This window comes from Rhodoluna limnophila, assembly GCF_005845365.1.
GTDB classification, from domain to species: Bacteria; Actinomycetota; Actinomycetes; order Actinomycetales; family Microbacteriaceae; genus Rhodoluna; species Rhodoluna limnophila.
In genome coordinates this window covers 104,529-121,742 of record NZ_CP040509.1, presented here as the reverse complement: position 1 = coordinate 121,742, position 17,214 = coordinate 104,529, and the positions used below count along the sequence as shown (strand labels likewise).

The window sequence follows — 17,214 nt, the reverse complement described above, 5'->3', positions numbered from 1 at the left end:
GCTACTTTGCGAAAGCCTTAGGGTAGGCGCGGTAAAGCGCGAGGGTTACAACTGTTGCAATTACGACCTTGATACCGTCACCAATCAAGAATACTGATGCCCCTAGCAAAGCTTCGGTGAATGAAATGCCGAGAATTAGTGCCATGAACGGAACACCGAAAGTATAGATGGCCACGATTCCGCCGAGGATGAAGCCGATGACAGTGCGAACCACGTTTGGCTTACCTAGGTGAGCACGAACGATAAGGCCGATCACAATCGCGCCGACGATCCAGCCGATTAGGAATCCGACGGTCGGGCCAACAAAGACACCCAAGCCACCGCGGCCACCGGCAAGAAGGGGCAGACCTGCTGCAACTAGAAGCTCAAAAACCACCACGGCAAGCGCACCGCGCCAAGGGCCAAGTACGGCACCGGCCAGCATGACGCCCAGGGTCTGAGCAGAAATTGGCACTGCGCCACCGAATAGCGGAATGGTGCCCGGCAGACCCAAAACTGCAATAATCGCAGCAAAAACAGCAATCTTTGAAAGGTCGCGAACTTCGATTGGCTTGCGGTTTGACATGGGTGGAGCTCCTTATTTTGCTTCGGCGTTCAACGGGGGGGGGGCGGTGAACCGCATCTCTAGAACGCTGTTCACCTGAACACTGTTCAAGAGCATAGTATGCTGATTATCAAATGAGCAACTTCACTGAATCTAACGGCAAGACTTTGCGCCACACAAGGGCTGACGTACTGGCTGCTGCCATGAAGATTCTTGATGAACTGGGCCTGCCAGACCTAACTATGCGCCGATTGGCCGCGACCCTTGAGGTTCAACCGAGTGCGCTCTACTGGCACTTTGCCAATAAACAAACCCTGCTGGCCTGCATCGCCGACGAAATCATCGATCGCGCACAGGGAATCGGTGTGGGTTTGGATTGGAAAGCCGCGACCCGCGCAGAGGCTGAGTCACTGCGCAATGCGCTACTTGCTTTTAGAGACGGTGCCGAAGTTGTGAGCAGCACCCTGGCCTTGGGTCTGGGTGCCAATCAGGCGCAGGCACGATTAACCAAGGCACTAACTGGCGGCGGGTTTGATGCCGCGACTGCCGAGACAGCAGCGGCCGCAATTTTGCACCTGATTTTGGGCCAGGTTTGGCACGAACAGCAGCGCATTCAGGCCGACAGCCTGGGCGTGGTTAGCGGAACCGCTGCCGTGACCCCAGAGCACGCAGCCCTTGGACTGCCGAGCAACCAGGCGTTTGAGCTTGGAATTGCGCTGTTACTCGAAGGCCTCGAGCAGCTTGCGCACACGAGGAATAACCTCGGTACCGTATAGCTCAATTGACTTCATCAGACGCTCATGCGGCATTGGGCCGTTAGCGTACTTGAGGTCAAAACGCTGAGCGCCTACTGAGGTAATAGCGTGAACAATCTTCTTGGCAACAGTCTCAGGTGAACCTGCATAGACAGACCCGTGAATAACCTCACTCATAAAGTGCTGCGGAGTCGGCGGAGCCCATCCGCGTTCTTGGCCAATGCGACCAAAACCAGCCAGGTAAGCAGGCCAAAGTTCGTTGGCCGCCTGTTCGTCATCTTCGGCAATATGACCCGGTGAGTGAATTGAGATGGGTAACTGCTCTTTGCCAAGTTCATTGAGCTGCTGACGGTAAAGGTTGGCAAAAGGCGCAAACCGGGCAGGGTCGCCACCGATGATGGCCAGCGCAAGCGGCAGACCAAGGCGGGCAGCACGCATCACAGACTCTGGGCTACCACCAACACCAACCCGGATGCCCATGCGGCCGCGATCAGTCTTTGGGTAGATCTCTTGGTTGTGCAGTGAACTGCGGGTGGTGCCCGACCAGGTGATGGCCTGCTCTCCCCACAGCTGCACCAGAAGCTCAAGTTTTTCTTCGAACAGAACGTTGTAGTCACTGAGGTTATAGCCAAACAGCGGGAATGACTCGGTGAACGAACCGCGGCCAGCAGTGATCTCGACGCGGCCATTTGATAGCGCATCAATCGTGGCAAAGCGCTGATAAACCCGCACTGGGTCTTCACTCGACAGCACGGTAACACCAGTGCCGAGGGTGATGTTTTTAGTTACGGTCGCGATGCCGGCAAGCATGGTGTCTGGGGCTGAGACCGCAAAGTCATCGCGGTGGTGTTCACCCACATTGAATGCATCGATGCCCAGCGAGTCAGCAAGCTTGGCCTGCTCGACCACATTGCGCAGCACGACACCGGCTGACTGTGGGTTACCGGCAAGGTCGTTGGTCATATCGCCAAAGGTGTCCAGGCCAAATTTGATGTCTTTTGAAATACTCACGAGATAAGTAAACCACCACTTGACAAGAATTTGTTCCCACCGAATGCCGTAGGTTTTGACTATGGCCAAAATTACCTCGGAGCAGTTCTCAGCCTTTGCGGCATCTCGCCGAACCACACGCGATTTTTTGCCGACGCCCGTGCCCGAGAGCGTGATCGATGAATTGATTACCGATGCCCTCACCTCCCCCAGCTGGTCAAACACTCGCCCATTTTTAGTTGCCGTTGCCAGTGGCGAGAAGCGCGACCGAATCAGTGCCGAATTTTTGAAGCGCTGGGCTGCTTTGTCAGCTGCCCGAGTCGGTGGCCTGATGCCGAAGTTGAAGTTGGCACTGACCCGCTACGGCTTGCCAACCAGCAACCGGATGATTGCCAAACCATACCCAGCCGAGCTCAAGGGGCGTGCCGCGCGGGTTGGCAAAGAGCTCTACTCGGCCATCGGTGTAGAACGCGGTGACAAAGTTGGCCGCGATGCGATGTGGGCTAAAAACTACGAATTCTTTGGCGCCCCGACCGAACTTTTTATCTTCGTTCACAGTAGCCTGGACATTTTTTCGGCCTCGGATGCCGGCCTATTTATGCAAAACCTGATGCTCAGTGCGCACTCGCGCGGGCTGGGCACTTGCGCCCAAGGTGCCGTTGCTATCTGGGATGACGTGGTGCGCAGTGAGTTTGAGGTGCCAAAGAAGTATCGCCTGCTGTGCGGGGTGGCAATTGGATACCCATCTGACGCGGCAATCAACGATTTTAAGGCCCACCGACTAGACGTGTCCGAGATCAAGGCAAAGCCCTATAAATAGCCCTTCACGGTATGCTTGACCCTTGAATAACCGAAAAAAATGAGGTCACTTTTGAAAGACTTTTTACTGCGTGCCAGCAAGTACGCACTAAAGCGCGGCAAGGTTCGCCGCTACACCCTGAAACTAAATGAGTTGAGCGAAAAGTTGCTCCTCATGGGCCCAGATGACATCAACGCCCAGCTAATCAAGAAGCTTGAAAAAGGTAAGCCACTAGACGAGATTCTGGTTGCTCACGTTCGTTCAACTTACCCAAAGGGCAACCGCGTTGCTGCCCGCGGTGCGCTACAGCGCATCTACGAAACCGAGTCAACTCGCACCCTCGGTGCACTGGCGTTCGGTACCTTCTTGGCCCTCGACGGTTTGTCAGAGTCAGCACTCGGTTTCTTCCGTGAAGCAGGCGTTGACCTAGCCAAGCGCGTAGCAACCTTTGAGTACTTTGACGTTTATGTAAAGGAAGAGCCTAAGAAGGCCCTTGCCGAGGTTGACTCGCTGCTAAACGGCACCACCTTGAACCCAAGCGACTACGCACAGCTAATCCGTGTTGCCATCAAGAACCAGCACACCAAAGACGTGCGCAAGTGGGTTGCCAACCTTGACACCCCAAGCAACCGCAAGAAGCTAAGCGAGCTTGAGGTTATTGAGCTTGACTGGTGGGTCAAGATGCTGGCTGACGACGGCAAGCAGGTTAAGGCCCTCAAGAACACCGTGAACTTTGCGGTAATGGACTACAACATGCTCGACTACTGGCGTTCATCATCTAACCGTGGTGACTACGTTCAGACCCTTGCTGCAATCTCACACCTACTGCGTTTTCAGAACGTTGAGTACGTAGGCGGCAGCGACCTAGCTGGCTACCTAACCAAGCTAAAGTCACACGTTCAGAAGCACCGCCGCATTGAGGGTAAGGCCCCGGTCAAGGTTCAGCCAGTTGAGCTGCACCGCGACTACTCATCGGGCCGCGAATACCCAGAGAACACCTGGTTGATCTCTAACGGTTGGTTCATGCACCGCCCTTATAAGGGTGAAGTTGACTTCCCGTACCCAAAGAACGTCAACCCAATCATGATCTCGTTCCACATTCAGGACGCAGACGTATTGAACGCCAAGGTTGCCGCTGAGCTAAAGAAGTTTGGCCCAATCGGTTGCCGCGACTGGACCACCGTTTACCGCTTGCGCGACTGGGGTGTACCTGCATTCTTCTCTGGCTGTGTAACCACCACCGTTGGTCAGGTTCTGCCAAAGGCACGCTTCGGCGGCAAGATTCCAAAGCTTGCAGTTGTTGAGGCTGGTCGTAAGTGGATGAAGTTCCGCTACATGTTCATGTGGAAGTGGTTCTACATCCAGATCGGTGACTACGTACGCCGCTTCTCACTAGTTGAGGGCATCGAAGACGCACGTGGCATGTTGGCCAAGTACGCCGACTACGGCAAGGTCATCACCAAGCGCCTGCACTGCTACCTACCAGCACGCTCAATGGGTCTCCCAGTTGAGTTTGTTCCTGGCAAGCGCTCAGATGTTCGCTTCGAGGGTCTACTAGACCTAAACGAGGCTGACTTCAACAAGATTCGCCACGGCATCGAGCACAAGCTTGAGGTTATTGTTGGCCACATTCTTGAGGGCAAGTCATACGAAGAAGTTATGAAGATCTGGCGCGAGCTAGTTCAGCCAGACGTTGAGTTTGCTGAGCAGTACGCAACCAACCTTGAGCCTTTGGGCGAGTCAGCAATTGACCTTCCTGAGGTTTACAAGAAGTTCAACTCACACGTTGTGAAGCTAAACGACAACAAGCGCGGCAAGAAGGCTGTTGACGTTGCGTTTGCGTGTGACCAGAACCTGCAGAACGAGCTAATCGTTGTGATTGCATCGATGATGAAGAACACCAAGCGTGAAGTAAACGCCCACATTCTGACTCGCGGTCTTTCTGACGACTACTTTGCCAAGGTAGCTAGCTTGTTCCCGACGGTGAACTTCTACTTCCACGACTTCTCTGACATCAGCTATGGCAGCAAGGTCAACTTGATGAAGCACATCACTGTTTCAACATTTGACCGCTTGTTCTTGCCACAGGTTTTGACCGAGCTAGACAAGGTGCTTTACCTAGACGTAGACATCTTGGTTCGCGGAGATGTTGGCGAGCTTTACGACACCGCGCTGGGCGACTACGCCTTTGCCGGTAAGAAGAGCCGCCTGGATGGTTGGTCAAGCTTGATCGACGTCATCACCCGCATCAGCTTGCAGTTGCCAGCTAAGCAGGCATGGGCGCTACGCCGCCGTGCACACGCTACCGGCGACCTAACTGCTGATACCTACAACGCGGGCATCTTGGTTATGAACCTAAAGAAGATGCGTGCTGAGAACTTTGTTGAGAGCAACCTCTACCTAGTAGAAGAGCTACGCCTAAACGACCAGGATGTTATGAACTTCTGGTCACGCGGCCGCGCGGTTGCCCTGAACGATGACTGGAACTATGTTCCAACTCAGGACTACTCAAAGAACCCGCAGATTGTTCACTGGGCTGGCCCGGGCAAGCCTTGGAAGCAGGGCTTTGCTCTGTACAAGGATGAGTTCCAGAGCTACGCCAAAGAACTTGGTTTGAAGATCGGAAAATAAATGAAGGCTCCAACCAAAGCAGTTATCCCGGTAGCCGGGCTAGGAACACGTTTCTTGCCGGCCACTAAGGCCATGCCTAAAGAGATGCTGCCTTTGGTTGATAAGCCAGTCATTCAGTATGTTGTCGAGGAGGCCGTGCGATACGGCCTCCGAGACATCCTGTTTGTAACCGGGCGCGATAAGTATGCGCTCGAGAACCACTTTGACTCAGCCGAGGCCCTCGAGTCTCGACTAGAAGAAAAGGGTGACGACGAAAAGCTTGCCCTAGTTCAGAACCCAACCCACCTTGGCAACATCCACTATGTTCGCCAGGGTGGAGCCAAGGGTCTTGGCCACGCTGTTTTGGCAGCCCGATCATTCACAGGCGGCGAGCCTTTTGCCGTGTTGCTGGGTGACGACGTAATCGAAGAAACTAGCCACCTGCTCGAGCGCATGATCGAAGTCTTTGTTGAGACTCAGTCCAGCGTTGTGGCCCTCATCGAAGTACCGATGACCGAGATTCACAAGTACGGCTCTGTTAAGCCAGCTGGCCAGACCGGCGACATTGTGAATGTATCTGACTTTGTTGAAAAGCCGAAGGCTGAAGTTGCGCCTTCAAACTTTGCGGTAATTGGCCGCTACATTTTGCGCCCAGAAATCCTAGACATCATTGAAACCCTTGAGCCTGGTGCCGGTGGCGAGATTCAGCTGACTGACGCCTTGGCAATTGCTGCCCGCAACCCAGAGACCTCTGGTGGCGTGGTTGGCGTGCTGTTCTCGGGTGAGCGCTACGACGCCGGCGACAAGCTTGAGTACCTGAAGGCCACCATTCAGCTGGCCACCAAGCGTGAAGGTCTAGGTGCAGATCTTCTGACCTGGATGAAGCAGTTCATCGCTGATAAATAAGGCGCTGGGCTTTGTGCCGGCTCTTCTGCCTGACTAACTGAGGATGTCGGCAAACTGTTCGGCCGAGCCGGGCACAGAATTTTCATACAACTTGATGTCGTGTTTTTGCACGCGCGCCTTGAAGGCATCGATGTTGGTTTGATTGGTGCGGCCGCTGGCCAAACCGCTCTCAAGCAACGCCTTGATCTGGCGCAAAGACAGCAGGCGATCGGCCAGTTTTTGGGTGTCGTTGGTCTGCTGCGTGATTGACTTGGCGCCCTCGGTACGCACCCGCCACAAATAGATCGGCTTGGCCAGGATGTCGAAAGAATTGCTGACTAGGTAGGCGCGGGTCATCAGGGTCATGTCTTCGAAGAAAACCCCAGTCGGAAACTCAAACTCATGGTGCTGCCAGAAGCTGAACTTGAACAGGCGGTTCCAGGCTGTGACATCTTGGATGGCCGCCGGGTGCTGGGCCAAGGTGGTGCGGCTAAGAGTGCCCTTGGCAAAAACCTGGCGGGTATCAACGCGCTTGATGCGGGTAAGGCCCTTGATTCGGGTGACGTCGCCAACCACAAAATCACTGCCGGTCTTGATGGCCTGGGCCGCGAGGTCTTGCAGGGCATTTGGTGTCAGAGCGTCATCGCTATCTAAAAACATCAGGTAATCGGTGTCGGTAATGGCACGCACACCAGCATTGCGGGCGGCACCAAGGCCGGCATTGGCTTGATCAACGATGGTCAGATTTAGCTGGCCAGCAAAGCTCTGCGCAACCTTTAGTGAGCCGTCGGTTGATCCGTCATTTACCGCGATGACTCCAAGGTTTGGGTAGTTTTGGGCAACCAGGCTCTGCAGGCACAGGGCCAAGTAGCGCTCAACGTTGTAGACCGGCACGACCACGGTGATCTTTGGGGTGCTGATTTTTGGGGTGCTGGCATCGGTGCTTTGCGGCCTAGAAATACGGTGGTACTTGGCCATGAGCAGAGCATCAGAGACCTTGGCGGCAAACGGGTGCGAAAGCAGGTTGTAGCCGGCGCGAAGCAGGGGTTTCATGCGGGCCTTAGTCAGCCGCAGCAAGCTGGCCGCATGCGCCGTCGATCTCTTTGCCACGGGTGTCGCGCAGGGTGGTTGGCACACCGGCTTTTTCGAGGCGGCGCACAAACTCATCGGTTACATCGCGGGTCGAGGCAGTCCAGATTGAACCCGGGGTTGGGTTTAGCGGAATTGGGTTTACGTGCACCCAGCCCTTGCCGCGGGCGTTGAGCTTTTCGGCCAACAGATCGGCACGCCAGGCGTGGTCGTTCATATCTTTGATCAGCGCGTACTCAATCGAGACTCGGCGGCCGGTGGCATCAAAGTAGGCGCGGGCTGCATCGAGAGCCTCATCGACCTTCCACTTTGAGTTGACCGGAATCAACTCATCGCGCAGCTCGTCATCAGGTGCGTGCAGTGACAGGGCAAATGTCACCGGGATGTTCTCTTCGGCCAGCTTCTTAATGGCCGGAACCAGACCAACGGTTGATACGGTCACACCGCGAGCAGACATGCCCAAGCCCTCGGGCTGCGGGGCAACCATGGTTCGCACGGCAGTCATCACGCGTGAGTAGTTGGCCAGTGGCTCGCCCATACCCATGAATACGATGTTGGTCACGCGCGAAGGGGCATCGGCCAGCTTGGCCTTGCTGCCACCAAGCTCACCGGCAGCGATTGCCTGGTTGGCGCGCACTACCTGCTCGACGATTTCGGCAGCCGACATGTTGCGGGTCAGACCAGCCTGACCGGTGGCGCAGAACGGGCAGTTCATGCCACAACCGGCCTGCGATGAAATACAGAGGGTGATTCGGCCGGTGTAGCGCATCAAAACTGACTCGACCAAAGCGCCGTCAAATAGGCGCCACAAGAACTTGATGGTGTCACCGTTATCGGTCTGTAAGCGCTTTACTTCTGTAAGCAGAGGAGGCAACATTCCGGCCACCAACTCTTCGCGACCGGCAGCCGGGAGGTCAGTCATCTCAGCTGGATCGCTGGTGTATTTGGTGAAGTAGTGGGCGGCAATTTGCTTGGCACGGAAGGCCGGCATGCCAAGTTCCTTCATTTTGGCAGCGCGTTCTTCAGCGGTCATGTCGACCAAGTGAACCGGAGGTTTGCCGCGCTTTGGCTCAGCAAACATCAGTAGTGGCTTGCCCTCAGCGTCTTTTTGCTGCTTCCAACCCTCGGTCTTCGGGCGCACCTGCCGTAGTTCAGACATTTGGGCTCCTAAAGATTTGAAAGACGCAGCCCTGGCAAAAGATTTGCGGGCTCTATAACAGTTTACCTTCAGCCTGTTTTTTGGCCTAGAGGGGCTATATCATTGTCTGGGACCGATATGTAATCGCTTACTGATTTGGGTCGAAAACACGAGGAGAAACAAAATGACTGGTGCCAGCATCCTGGTTTATGCAGAACGCGTTGGCGGCAATCTTGGGGAGATTGAGAAACTACTAAAGGGTCCACTAAAGGACTTCAGCGGCATTCACGTACTGCCGTTCTTTCACCCATACGACGGCGACGACGCCGGTTTTGACCCGATCGACCACAAGATTGTTGACCCACGTCTTGGAAACTGGGCTGATTTCAAGCGCATCTCAGAAACCCACGAGCTAACCGCTGACCTAATCGTTAACCACGCTTCAGCGCTGTCTCCAGAATTTATCGACTGGCAAGAAAAGGGCGATGCCTCTGAGTACGCCGGCCTGTTCTTGACCTTCGACACCGTGTTCCCTAACGGTGGCACCGAAGAGGGAATCACCTCTTTCTACCGCCCACGCCCGGGTATGCCGTTCACCGCATACGAGGTTGCTGGCAAGCGCCGCCTAGTGTGGACCACCTTCATGCCGTCACAGGTTGACATCGACATCAAGCACGAGAAGGGCCAGAACTACCTAAAGAGTGTTCTTGAGGCGCTTCAGTCGGGTGGCGTAAAGGTTGTTCGCCTTGACGCAGTCGGATACGCAGTCAAGACCCCGGGCACCGACTCATTCATGACCCCAGAGACCCTCGAGTTTGTTGAAGAGATCACCGAACTGATTCAGTCATACGGCATGCGCGTTTTGGTTGAGGTTCACGCTCACTACACCCAGCAGCTAGACATTGCTCCGCTGGTTGACCTGATCTATGACTTCCAGACCGCTCCCCTGCTATTGCACTCATTCTTTACCGGCACGGTTGACCGCCTAGACAACTGGTTCAAGATTCGCCCAAACAACTGCCTCAACGTGCTCGACACCCACGACGGCTACGGAGTTATCGATGGTGGGCCAATCAACGGCCGCCCAGGTTTGATTACCCAGGATGAAATGGCGTTCATCTTCAAGAAGGCCGAAGAAAACACCAACGGTCACTCGGCAATTGCATCGGTTGTGCCGCAGTGGTTCACCCTGCCTCACCAGATCAACGCCACCTTGCCAAACATCGTGGCTAATGACACCGCCTACACAATCATGCGTGCGGTCCAGTTCTTCTTGCCAGGTGAGCCTCAGGTTTACTACGTAGGTCTTTTCAACGGCATGGATGACGTTGAGCTATTCAACAAGACCGAGCAGGGCCGTGACGTGAACCGCCACAACTACACCCCTGAAGAAATTGCGGTTGCCCTAGAGCAGCCGGTAACCAAGGCAATCATCGCTTTGGCTCGCCTACGCAACCTGCCTGTCTTTGATGGCGAGTTCTCTTGGACAGTAACCGGCGACAGCAGCTTGCGCATGGGTTGGGTGAACGGAGATAACTCAATCTCACTTGAGTTCAACACCTCAGTAGATGCGCCAGAGTTTGTGATTGAAGTCAAGGATGCCTCAGGCACCCGCAGCTATGACTCAGTTGAAGCACTAGGAAACGCAGAGTAATCATGGCCGAGCAGAACCGCTTTACGCTCCTTGATGGCATGCGCGGTTTTGCCGCCCTTGGCGTGCTGTCATTCCACGTAGTCGTATTGTCGATCTACCCGTACCTAGACTCCTGGTACCTGCTAGTTGACTTCTTCTTTGTACTGTCGGGCTTTGTGCTGTTTCCGTCAATGCCGCAGAAAATCCGCAGCTTTCCAAAAGATGCGCTGCGCTTCGTTGTAAAACGCGTCTTCAGATTCTGGCCAATGCTTTTGGCAGTACTGCTATTCACCTGGGCAGCCCACACCTATTTGATTCAGGCCGAGACCATTCTGAAGCCGGCACCGACCTTCCCGGACCCCAACTTCACCTCTGAACTATTTGTGCAGTCACTGCTGCTCATGCATATCTGGGTATCAGCAGCCATTGCCATGAACTGGTCACTATGGTCACTCTCAGCCGAGTGGTTTGCCAACCTGATTTTCACCCCACTCACCGCGCTCAAGGGCTTTGGTATCTGGCTCGGAATCATCGCCGGCTACGTCATGCTTTGGCACGGCCTAAATAATGACCAAGACTGGATTGGGAACTCGAGCACCTTTGGCTCGGGCCCGATTCGCGAGTGGGAGGCCCTGGGCCGCGCCATGCTTGGCTTTGGTTTGGGTCTGCTGGTTCGTAAGCACTTTGCAGTTTTGTCGAAGATTAGAAACTGGTGGATGTTTGTTATTTCACTAGCTGCAGGCTGGTTGCTGTTTGAATCACACCGATTCTTCCAGGACGACATGGTCTACTGGACCACTTACTTTGCCGGCCCGGTATTTGCCCTGGTGGTGCTTCAGGCATCTCAGTTCAACCCAAGTGCCAGTGGACTTTGGGGAAGGTTCTTGACCTTCTTGGGCAAGATGTCTTTTGGTATTTACGCATTCCACGTTGTGGTGTCTCTCAACTACGACAAGTTTGTGCCAGTAGCCAAGGGCTCACCATTCCCTGGTGATGAGCAGTGGACTGTTTATCTGATCACCAAGATTGTTATGGTCTCGTTCATCTCGATCATGCTTGCGGCCGGAGCCAACTGGATCTTCGAGCGCCCGCTGCAGGCCCTAGGTCGCAAGATAGTGAAGGCTATTCGCTAAGCCAATCTTGCACTGCCGCTAAACAGTCTTGAACTTGAGCTTGGCCTGAAACAGCACGTGCTGGCCGGCCTCTTGAGTTAATGACCACGAGCCATCGAGGTAATCAACCCAACTGCTGATGATTGCCGCGCCACCGCCTGGTTGCTGCGGGTAAATCAGTAGGTGACCATCGTTGGCAATCTGAAAATCAAAGCAGTCACCCTGCGAGGCAATTGAAAGCCAAACGTTGCGGGCCTGACCGTGCGCGGCGGCGTTGAGAATAACCTGCTCGGCAATTCGATAGAGCGCTAGTTTGGTGCGCTCTGGCAAGGCCGGCGATTGGACCGCTGAGTCAATACCGATGGCAACCTTGACCTCTGGTGAGTAGCGGTCGGCAATATCACGGATGGCAGTGGCCACCGAGATTTGCTGCAGATCAGGCGACAGTTGCTGACTAGCTTTGCGCACATCAACCCGGCGAATGTGCTCAATTTCTTCGATAAACGAGTTGGCGATTGCTGCTTGGTCGGCAGGTAGATTTTTGATTGAGTTGCGCATTTGCAAACCCAGAACAACCAACTGCGACTGGAGGCCATCGTGCAGATAGGTGGCAATCTCTTTACGAACCTGCTCTTGGGCGTCAACAATCTTGGTGCGCTGACCCTCAAGTTCGTGGAGCAGAGTTTGAGTGCGCTCTACCTCAGCAGCCAACTTTGCTGTGGACCTGCCCATCGATGCATTGATTGCCAAGTACATAAGCCCTGTGACCCAGAAGAGCGGAAAGCCGTCGGCTAAATCACTGTTGAGGCGGACATCAAACACGTCGATCAGAATCCAACGCATTGGCACAATGAGGGAGCCGAGAAGTACTGCTGTTGAGAAGTAAATCAGGCGCTGGTAGCCGGTGAACCTGGCAAGTAATGTGCGCCCCAGACGGAGAGTCAAGAAAACCACGACGGCGGTAATTACCGAAGGCAATGCCATCTTTTGCAACGCCTGAAAAGCCGTGAGGCGCGTGGCTTCGTCGCCAACGTTCATCTCGACAACCGAGCCCGAAAGCAAGACAAACAGGCTCAGGATAAATGCGATTTCTTTGTCTCTAATCGGCCACGGCCCAAGCGCCCTAAATAATGCCTGCACTCGGCTAGACATTGAATTCAGTGCTTCTGCTCTCACGCAGGTAATTTAGCACGGCGGTGGTTCGAAGATCTGTGCCCGGCTTTGGGTTGGGCACCAGCACCTTATAAACCTTGGATAAATCTTGACGAATTGTGACCGGTGCGAATCCGAGTTGGTTGGCAATTTCAACTGCATCTAAACCAGATGCCGCGAGCGCCATGATTTGCCGCTGCTTTGCAGTCAGGGCGCTGAGGCCGCCGGTGGTGGCAACTGCAGCAGCGTTGAGCCTCACCTTTGGGTCAATAATGTTTAGGCCTTTGGCGGTTGAGTTGAGCACGTTGACCAAGTAGTCAATTGATAGGTCCGCTGATTTTTGGATCATTGACCAGCCGTACCCCGAATCTTGCGGAAGTGAGTCGGTGAAGGACGCTGAGATTAGTTGCGAGTAAAGGACGATGCCGATGTTTGAGTTTCGGGCACGCAACTCTAGGCCAAGCTCAATGCCCGAGAGCGAGTGGCTGCCGAGACCAACATCAAGCAGGGCTACGTCTACCATGCTGATGTTCTCGGCAAATGCTTCACTCGATGATGACGCGGTGATGACTGAATCGATGGCCGGGTGAGCGCGGAGAGAAACGGCAAGCAGACCGAGCAGCGCGGCGTCGTTCTCAACGAACAGAACTCTGAGTGCTCTCATGACCACCGCCTCTCAATCTGGGTTGCCGTAAATGGAACCAAAAGATTAAGTTGAGTCTACGGTTAGCCCTACATGCTCATACAAATGTATGGGCGAAAATTCGGCGGCAAGGGCTGTCGAAAATTCGCTTGGCGTTTACAAAATCGGTTACGGCAGTTTGCTGAGACTTTGCCGATGCTGAACCAAATGTTTGCTTTGTGAAGGTGAACTCCTAAGTACTGCAGGATTTGCAGTTACTAAGGAGAAAACATTGATTAAGCGCATTGCAGCTACCACCGCTGCGGCCGCCCTAGTTGTTACCGGCTCTGTTGCAGCCTATGCTGCCGAGACTCCGGTCTACATGGAAGCCGTAGCTGCTGGAACCACCCTGACCACCCTTGCCACCGCTGGTGACAAGTTCGGAAACTACTACCTTCCTGGCATTCCAGATGGTCTGGGCGCATACAAGCAGGGTTCCAACGTTAAGGTTCTGATGAACCACGAAATTTCGGCCTCTGGCATTGCAGGCACCATTACCCGCGCCAACGGCAAGACCACCGGAACCACCATCACTGAATTCACCATTGACCCTCTAACCGGTAAGGTAATCACCGCCAAAGAGGCAATCAAGCGGGTGTCTTTCTACAACTACAAGACTTCAAAGTTCTCAACCAAGGCCTCGGCACCAAAGAGCGGTTCTGTTCTTTCAGACTCATACGGCAGCTACCACACCAATGCACTTAGCCGCTTCTGCTCGTCTTCATTCGAGACTGCTGGAACCTTTGCTGTAAAGGTTGGCAAGAAGACCGTTGGTTACACCGGTGGAATCTACCTGACCGGTGAAGAAGTGGGCGACGAAGGCCGCGGATTTGGCCTGAACTCTCAGGGCGAACTAGTTCAGCTTCCACGCCTTGGCCTTGGCTCATGGGAGACCTTCAACGCGGTTCCGACCGGATCTTTGAAGACTGCAGTTATCGGCACTGAAGACGGTGCCGACAACAAGTCTGAGCTACGCCTATACGTAGGAACCAAGACTTCAAAGGGCGCTTGGTATGACCGTGCCGGCCTAAACAACGGTAAGAACTACGTTCTTAACATCGGTGGAATCAAGACTGACACCGCCTACCGTTCAATCATTGGCAAGGGCAAGGCAACCGCCGTTAACTTCAGCGAAGTTGACTGGAACCAGGGTGGCGCTGCCCAGAACGTTGACACTCTAAACGGTGGCTTCGGCTTCTCAGCTATCGAAGACGGCTCTTTTGACCCAATGAACAAGAACGACTACTACTTTGTTCAGAAGAGCTCGGCAAAGGATGCGGGCGCAACCTCATTGAACCCAACTGACCCAAGCGTTATCAAGCGTGACGGTGGAGCACTTTGGAAGTTGTCTTTCGTTGACGTCAAGAACCCTCTCCTTGGAGCAACCTTGACCCTAGTTCTAGACGGCACCGAGGCGCCTTACCTAAACATGCCAGACAACATCACCGTCGACCGCTCAGGCAACATCTTGATCCAGGAGGATCCAGGTAACAACGCTCAGATCTCACGTGTGATTGCGTACAACATTGCAACCACCAAGATGGCCGTTGTTGCCCGCTTCAAGGATGTTTACTTCTCACCAGACGCAACCTTGGCAACCGCGAAGATGACCGAGGACGAAGAGTCTTCAGGCATCATCGACGTGACCAGAATGTTCAAGAAGAATGCGGCCGACACCAACAGCTACTACCTGCTAGACGCACAGGTTCACGTGCCGACAGCAACTGCACGCCCAGACATCACCGATGCAACCACTCAAGCAGAGCTCTTGAAGCTGGTTGAAGGTGGACAGTTGTACCTAATGACTGTTGCCGACTGGACCGCGGTTGACTTTCAGTAGTCTCAACTAAACAGGAGAGGGTGGCTTCGGTCACCCTCTTCTTTTGTTTATGCTTGGCACAAAGGGGGCAATCATGAGCAAACAATGCCAAAGCTGCGGCATGCCGCTGCAGACTAAAAAGGCTGGCGACTGCCGAGGCACTGAAGCCGATGGAAGCCGCAGCGATAAGTGGTGTTCACTCTGCTACGCCGACGGAAAGTTTTTACAACCAAACTGCACGGTTACTGAAATGCAGGCGATTGTTGACCAGGCGCTAATTGAAAATGGCAGCGGCCGGATGATGCGCTTTCTGGCCAAAAAACAGATTCCGACTCTTGAACGCTGGAAGGCCTGAGCCCAGCTAGATTGTGCCGGCGTCGAGCCCGGCAAGCACCTCTTGGGCGCGCTCTTGCAGCTCAGGCAAATCGCTTAGGCGCTTAAGCCCAAACACCTGCTGGCTCATTCGATGGTTCTTTACGAACGTATCTTTGTGCCGCTCAAGGAAATCCCAGTACAAAGTGGTGAACGGGCAGGCATCGGTGCCAACCCGCTTTTTAGGGTCGTAGACACACGACTTGCAGTGCTGAGTCATGCGGCTGAGATAAGCGCCACCAGCAGCGTAAGGCTTGGTCATTAGCAAACCACCATCAGCATGAGTCGCCATACCGATGATGTTTGGCACCATTACCCATTCAGCAGCATCGATAAACTGCTCGCGCATCCAGTCCAAAAATTGCTGCGGGTTTGTGCCGGTAACTAATGCCAAATTACTCAGAATCATCAGGCGCGGAATGTGATGGGTCCAGGCGCGCGCCTCAACATCGGCGACCACTGAGCGCACGCAGTTCATCTGAGTTTTAGAAGAATCGTTGAACAGCGGCAAGAGTTTGCGATCAGCATTGAGCCGGTTGAGGTTTCGGTAATCCTCGCCCAAAAACCAATACATTCCATTGATGTATTCGCGCCAACCGATGACCTGTCGAACAAAAGCCTCGACCGATTCAATCGGGGCTCTGCCGGCTCGAGAGGCATCAACCACGGCGGCAACAACCTCGCTGGCGTGAAGCAAACCGTTGTTGAGATACGGGCTGAGCAGCGAGTGGTGCAGAGCCCAGTTGTCAGCCGCGACTGCGTCTTCATAAGGACCAAAACCGGCCAGGTGGTGCTCGATGAAGTTGGCTAGTTGTCTTTGTGCACCCACTCGGGTGGTGGCCCAAGCATCGGTAGGCTCGTGGCCCAGCTGTGCAGCAACTGCGGCATCGATGTCGTCACGCTCGTGGGTAAGGTACGCCGGCCAGGTGTAATTCTTTGGTGGCGGCAAGCGGTTCTCGGCATCGTAATTCCAACGCCCACCCTCTGGTTCACCGTTGTTAACCAAGATGCCAAGGCGCACGCGCTGGGCTCGATAGAAGTTCTCCATCACAAATGATTTTTGCTTCTGCGCCCACAGATCAAACAACCTGCGAGTGGTTAGAAATAGGTCGTTTTCAACAAACTCAACACCAAAATCTTTGAGGTGCTGATACTGACGAAACGATGATGGCTCGGCACATTGGATCGGTAGGTCACCAAATTCAGCGCGGGTGGCCTTGAGGCCATCGATGGTGGTTGGTGCTTGGATGTAGCGAACAGTGAATCCGCGGGCCTCGGCCTCAGCCACAAAGTGTCGTGCTGATGACAGTAAGAAGAAGAGGCGCTCTTTGTGCCAAGGGCGCCCAGTGATCATGCGCTGGCTTTCGACGAGCACCAGGGCATCAGTGTTTGGGTCTGCCGTTTTTAGAACACCGTGATCAAAATTCAGGTGGTCGTGGGCGATGTAGAGCAGGCGGGTTGGTTTGCCAGCTGCAGCCAAATTAGCCAATGCTTCTAGCCCTTGCACTTCTGTGAGCAGTACTTTACGTTGGCCCAGTCGCGAGCCCATTTTTTGCGCCATTCAAAAGGCAGACCACAGCGTTCGCAGATTTTGGGTTCAAACCCATTCTTTGTTTTGGCTACCGGCATGCGTC

The 17,214-nt window shown here is 54.3% G+C and carries 16 protein-coding genes; 8 read left to right on the top strand and 8 right to left on the bottom strand.

All coding sequences use genetic code 11. The annotated features are described in order from the left end of the window. Position 1: 1 nt before the first annotated feature. Positions 2–565, bottom strand: a complete 564-nt coding sequence (locus FFA38_RS00580) for a biotin transporter BioY (RefSeq protein WP_138315100.1) — start codon at positions 563–565, stop codon at positions 2–4. 113 nt (positions 566–678) lie between these two features. Here FFA38_RS00580 and FFA38_RS00575 point away from each other — a divergent pair, with 113 nt between their 5' ends. Beyond that, positions 679–1,320, top strand: a complete 642-nt coding sequence (locus tag FFA38_RS00575) for a TetR family transcriptional regulator (protein ID WP_172955976.1) — start codon at positions 679–681, stop codon at positions 1,318–1,320. Here the strand turns inward: FFA38_RS00575 and FFA38_RS00570 are convergent. Further along, positions 1,264–2,310 (bottom strand): LLM class flavin-dependent oxidoreductase, encoded by a 1,047-nt coding sequence (locus FFA38_RS00570; RefSeq protein WP_336470568.1) that lies wholly within the window; start codon positions 2,308–2,310, stop codon positions 1,264–1,266. The two genes, FFA38_RS00575 and FFA38_RS00570, sit on opposite strands and share 57 nt — an antisense overlap. Before the next feature lie 61 nt (positions 2,311–2,371). Here FFA38_RS00570 and FFA38_RS00565 point away from each other — a divergent pair, with 61 nt between their 5' ends. From FFA38_RS00565 to galU, 3 genes are read left to right on the top strand one after another with little or no spacing between them, the layout of a single operon-like run. Then, the gene (locus FFA38_RS00565; protein ID WP_138274883.1) at positions 2,372–3,109 is read left to right on the top strand and encodes a nitroreductase; all 738 of its coding nucleotides are present in this window, start codon (positions 2,372–2,374) and stop codon (positions 3,107–3,109) included. A 39-nt stretch (positions 3,110–3,148) separates the two neighbouring features. After that, positions 3,149–5,719, top strand: coding sequence for a glycosyltransferase family 8 protein (locus FFA38_RS00560; protein WP_138315098.1), 2,571 nt, complete (start codon positions 3,149–3,151; stop codon positions 5,717–5,719). Then, positions 5,720–6,604: a UTP--glucose-1-phosphate uridylyltransferase GalU gene (galU, locus tag FFA38_RS00555; RefSeq protein ID WP_138274881.1), complete on the top strand. Its 885-nt coding sequence runs from the start codon at positions 5,720–5,722 to the stop codon at positions 6,602–6,604. A 33-nt stretch (positions 6,605–6,637) separates the two neighbouring features. On the opposite strand, the gene FFA38_RS00550 is transcribed toward galU, so the two are convergent. Then, complete coding sequence (locus FFA38_RS00550) at positions 6,638–7,636, bottom strand: glycosyltransferase family 2 protein (protein ID WP_172955975.1); 999 nt, start codon at positions 7,634–7,636, stop codon at positions 6,638–6,640. A 7-nt stretch (positions 7,637–7,643) separates the two neighbouring features. Continuing rightward, complete coding sequence (gene rlmN, locus FFA38_RS00545; protein ID WP_138315094.1) at positions 7,644–8,831, bottom strand: dual-specificity RNA methyltransferase RlmN; 1,188 nt, start codon at positions 8,829–8,831, stop codon at positions 7,644–7,646. 163 nt (positions 8,832–8,994) lie between these two features. Between rlmN and FFA38_RS00540 the strand changes: the two genes are divergently transcribed. Next, complete coding sequence (locus FFA38_RS00540; RefSeq protein ID WP_138315092.1) at positions 8,995–10,464, top strand: alpha-amylase family glycosyl hydrolase; 1,470 nt, start codon at positions 8,995–8,997, stop codon at positions 10,462–10,464. A gap of 2 nt (positions 10,465–10,466) precedes the next feature. Then, positions 10,467–11,576 (top strand): acyltransferase family protein, encoded by a 1,110-nt coding sequence (locus FFA38_RS00535; RefSeq protein WP_138274877.1) that lies wholly within the window; start codon positions 10,467–10,469, stop codon positions 11,574–11,576. An 18-nt stretch (positions 11,577–11,594) separates the two neighbouring features. On the opposite strand, the gene FFA38_RS00530 is transcribed toward FFA38_RS00535, so the two are convergent. Both FFA38_RS00530 and FFA38_RS00525 read right to left on the bottom strand, forming a co-directional pair. After that, positions 11,595–12,731, bottom strand: coding sequence for a sensor histidine kinase (locus tag FFA38_RS00530; RefSeq protein ID WP_138315090.1), 1,137 nt, complete (start codon positions 12,729–12,731; stop codon positions 11,595–11,597). Further along, positions 12,700–13,371 carry a response regulator transcription factor gene (locus tag FFA38_RS00525; protein WP_138315088.1) on the bottom strand — a complete coding sequence of 224 codons (672 nt, stop codon included), beginning with the start codon at positions 13,369–13,371 and terminating at the stop codon, positions 12,700–12,702. The genes FFA38_RS00530 and FFA38_RS00525 overlap by 32 nt, the downstream gene beginning before the upstream one ends. Positions 13,372–13,621: 250 nt before the next feature. Here FFA38_RS00525 and FFA38_RS00520 point away from each other — a divergent pair, with 250 nt between their 5' ends. Together FFA38_RS00520 and FFA38_RS00515 are read left to right on the top strand one after the other, a co-directional pair. Beyond that, complete coding sequence (locus FFA38_RS00520) at positions 13,622–15,229, top strand: hypothetical protein (protein WP_138315086.1); 1,608 nt, start codon at positions 13,622–13,624, stop codon at positions 15,227–15,229. A gap of 73 nt (positions 15,230–15,302) precedes the next feature. Further along, positions 15,303–15,563: a zinc ribbon domain-containing protein gene (locus FFA38_RS00515; protein ID WP_138315084.1), complete on the top strand. Its 261-nt coding sequence runs from the start codon at positions 15,303–15,305 to the stop codon at positions 15,561–15,563. 6 nt (positions 15,564–15,569) lie between these two features. Here FFA38_RS00515 and FFA38_RS00510 read toward each other — a convergent pair whose 3' ends face one another. Together FFA38_RS00510 and FFA38_RS07010 are read right to left on the bottom strand one after the other, a co-directional pair. Beyond that, complete coding sequence (locus FFA38_RS00510) at positions 15,570–17,087, bottom strand: cryptochrome/photolyase family protein (RefSeq protein WP_253786173.1); 1,518 nt, start codon at positions 17,085–17,087, stop codon at positions 15,570–15,572. Beyond that, on the bottom strand, positions 17,075–17,209 hold the full coding sequence (locus FFA38_RS07010; RefSeq protein ID WP_138274868.1) for a DUF2256 domain-containing protein: 135 nt from the start codon (positions 17,207–17,209) through the stop codon (positions 17,075–17,077). The genes FFA38_RS00510 and FFA38_RS07010 overlap by 13 nt, the downstream gene beginning before the upstream one ends. Between the last annotated feature and the right edge of the window lie 5 nt (positions 17,210–17,214).

Excerpts from the sequence above, each read along its gene's own strand:
- rlmN (WP_138315094.1), bottom strand. The coding sequence starts at position 8,831 with ATGTCTGAACTACGGCAGGTGCGCCCGAAGACCGAGGGTTGGAAGCAG.
- FFA38_RS00575 (WP_172955976.1), top strand. The coding sequence starts at position 679 with ATGAGCAACTTCACTGAATCTAACGGCAAGACTTTGCGCCACACAAGG.
- FFA38_RS00580 (WP_138315100.1), bottom strand. The coding sequence starts at position 565 with ATGTCAAACCGCAAGCCAATCGAAGTTCGCGACCTTTCAAAGATTGCT.
- FFA38_RS00525 (WP_138315088.1), bottom strand. The coding sequence starts at position 13,371 with ATGAGAGCACTCAGAGTTCTGTTCGTTGAGAACGACGCCGCGCTGCTC.
- galU (WP_138274881.1), top strand. The coding sequence starts at position 5,720 with ATGAAGGCTCCAACCAAAGCAGTTATCCCGGTAGCCGGGCTAGGAACA.
- FFA38_RS00540 (WP_138315092.1), top strand. The coding sequence starts at position 8,995 with ATGACTGGTGCCAGCATCCTGGTTTATGCAGAACGCGTTGGCGGCAAT.
- FFA38_RS00560 (WP_138315098.1), top strand. The coding sequence starts at position 3,149 with ATGAGGTCACTTTTGAAAGACTTTTTACTGCGTGCCAGCAAGTACGCA.
- FFA38_RS00535 (WP_138274877.1), top strand. The coding sequence starts at position 10,467 with ATGGCCGAGCAGAACCGCTTTACGCTCCTTGATGGCATGCGCGGTTTT.
- FFA38_RS07010 (WP_138274868.1), bottom strand. The coding sequence starts at position 17,209 with ATGCCGGTAGCCAAAACAAAGAATGGGTTTGAACCCAAAATCTGCGAA.
- FFA38_RS00550 (WP_172955975.1), bottom strand. The coding sequence starts at position 7,636 with ATGAAACCCCTGCTTCGCGCCGGCTACAACCTGCTTTCGCACCCGTTT.
- FFA38_RS00515 (WP_138315084.1), top strand. The coding sequence starts at position 15,303 with ATGAGCAAACAATGCCAAAGCTGCGGCATGCCGCTGCAGACTAAAAAG.
- FFA38_RS00565 (WP_138274883.1), top strand. The coding sequence starts at position 2,372 with ATGGCCAAAATTACCTCGGAGCAGTTCTCAGCCTTTGCGGCATCTCGC.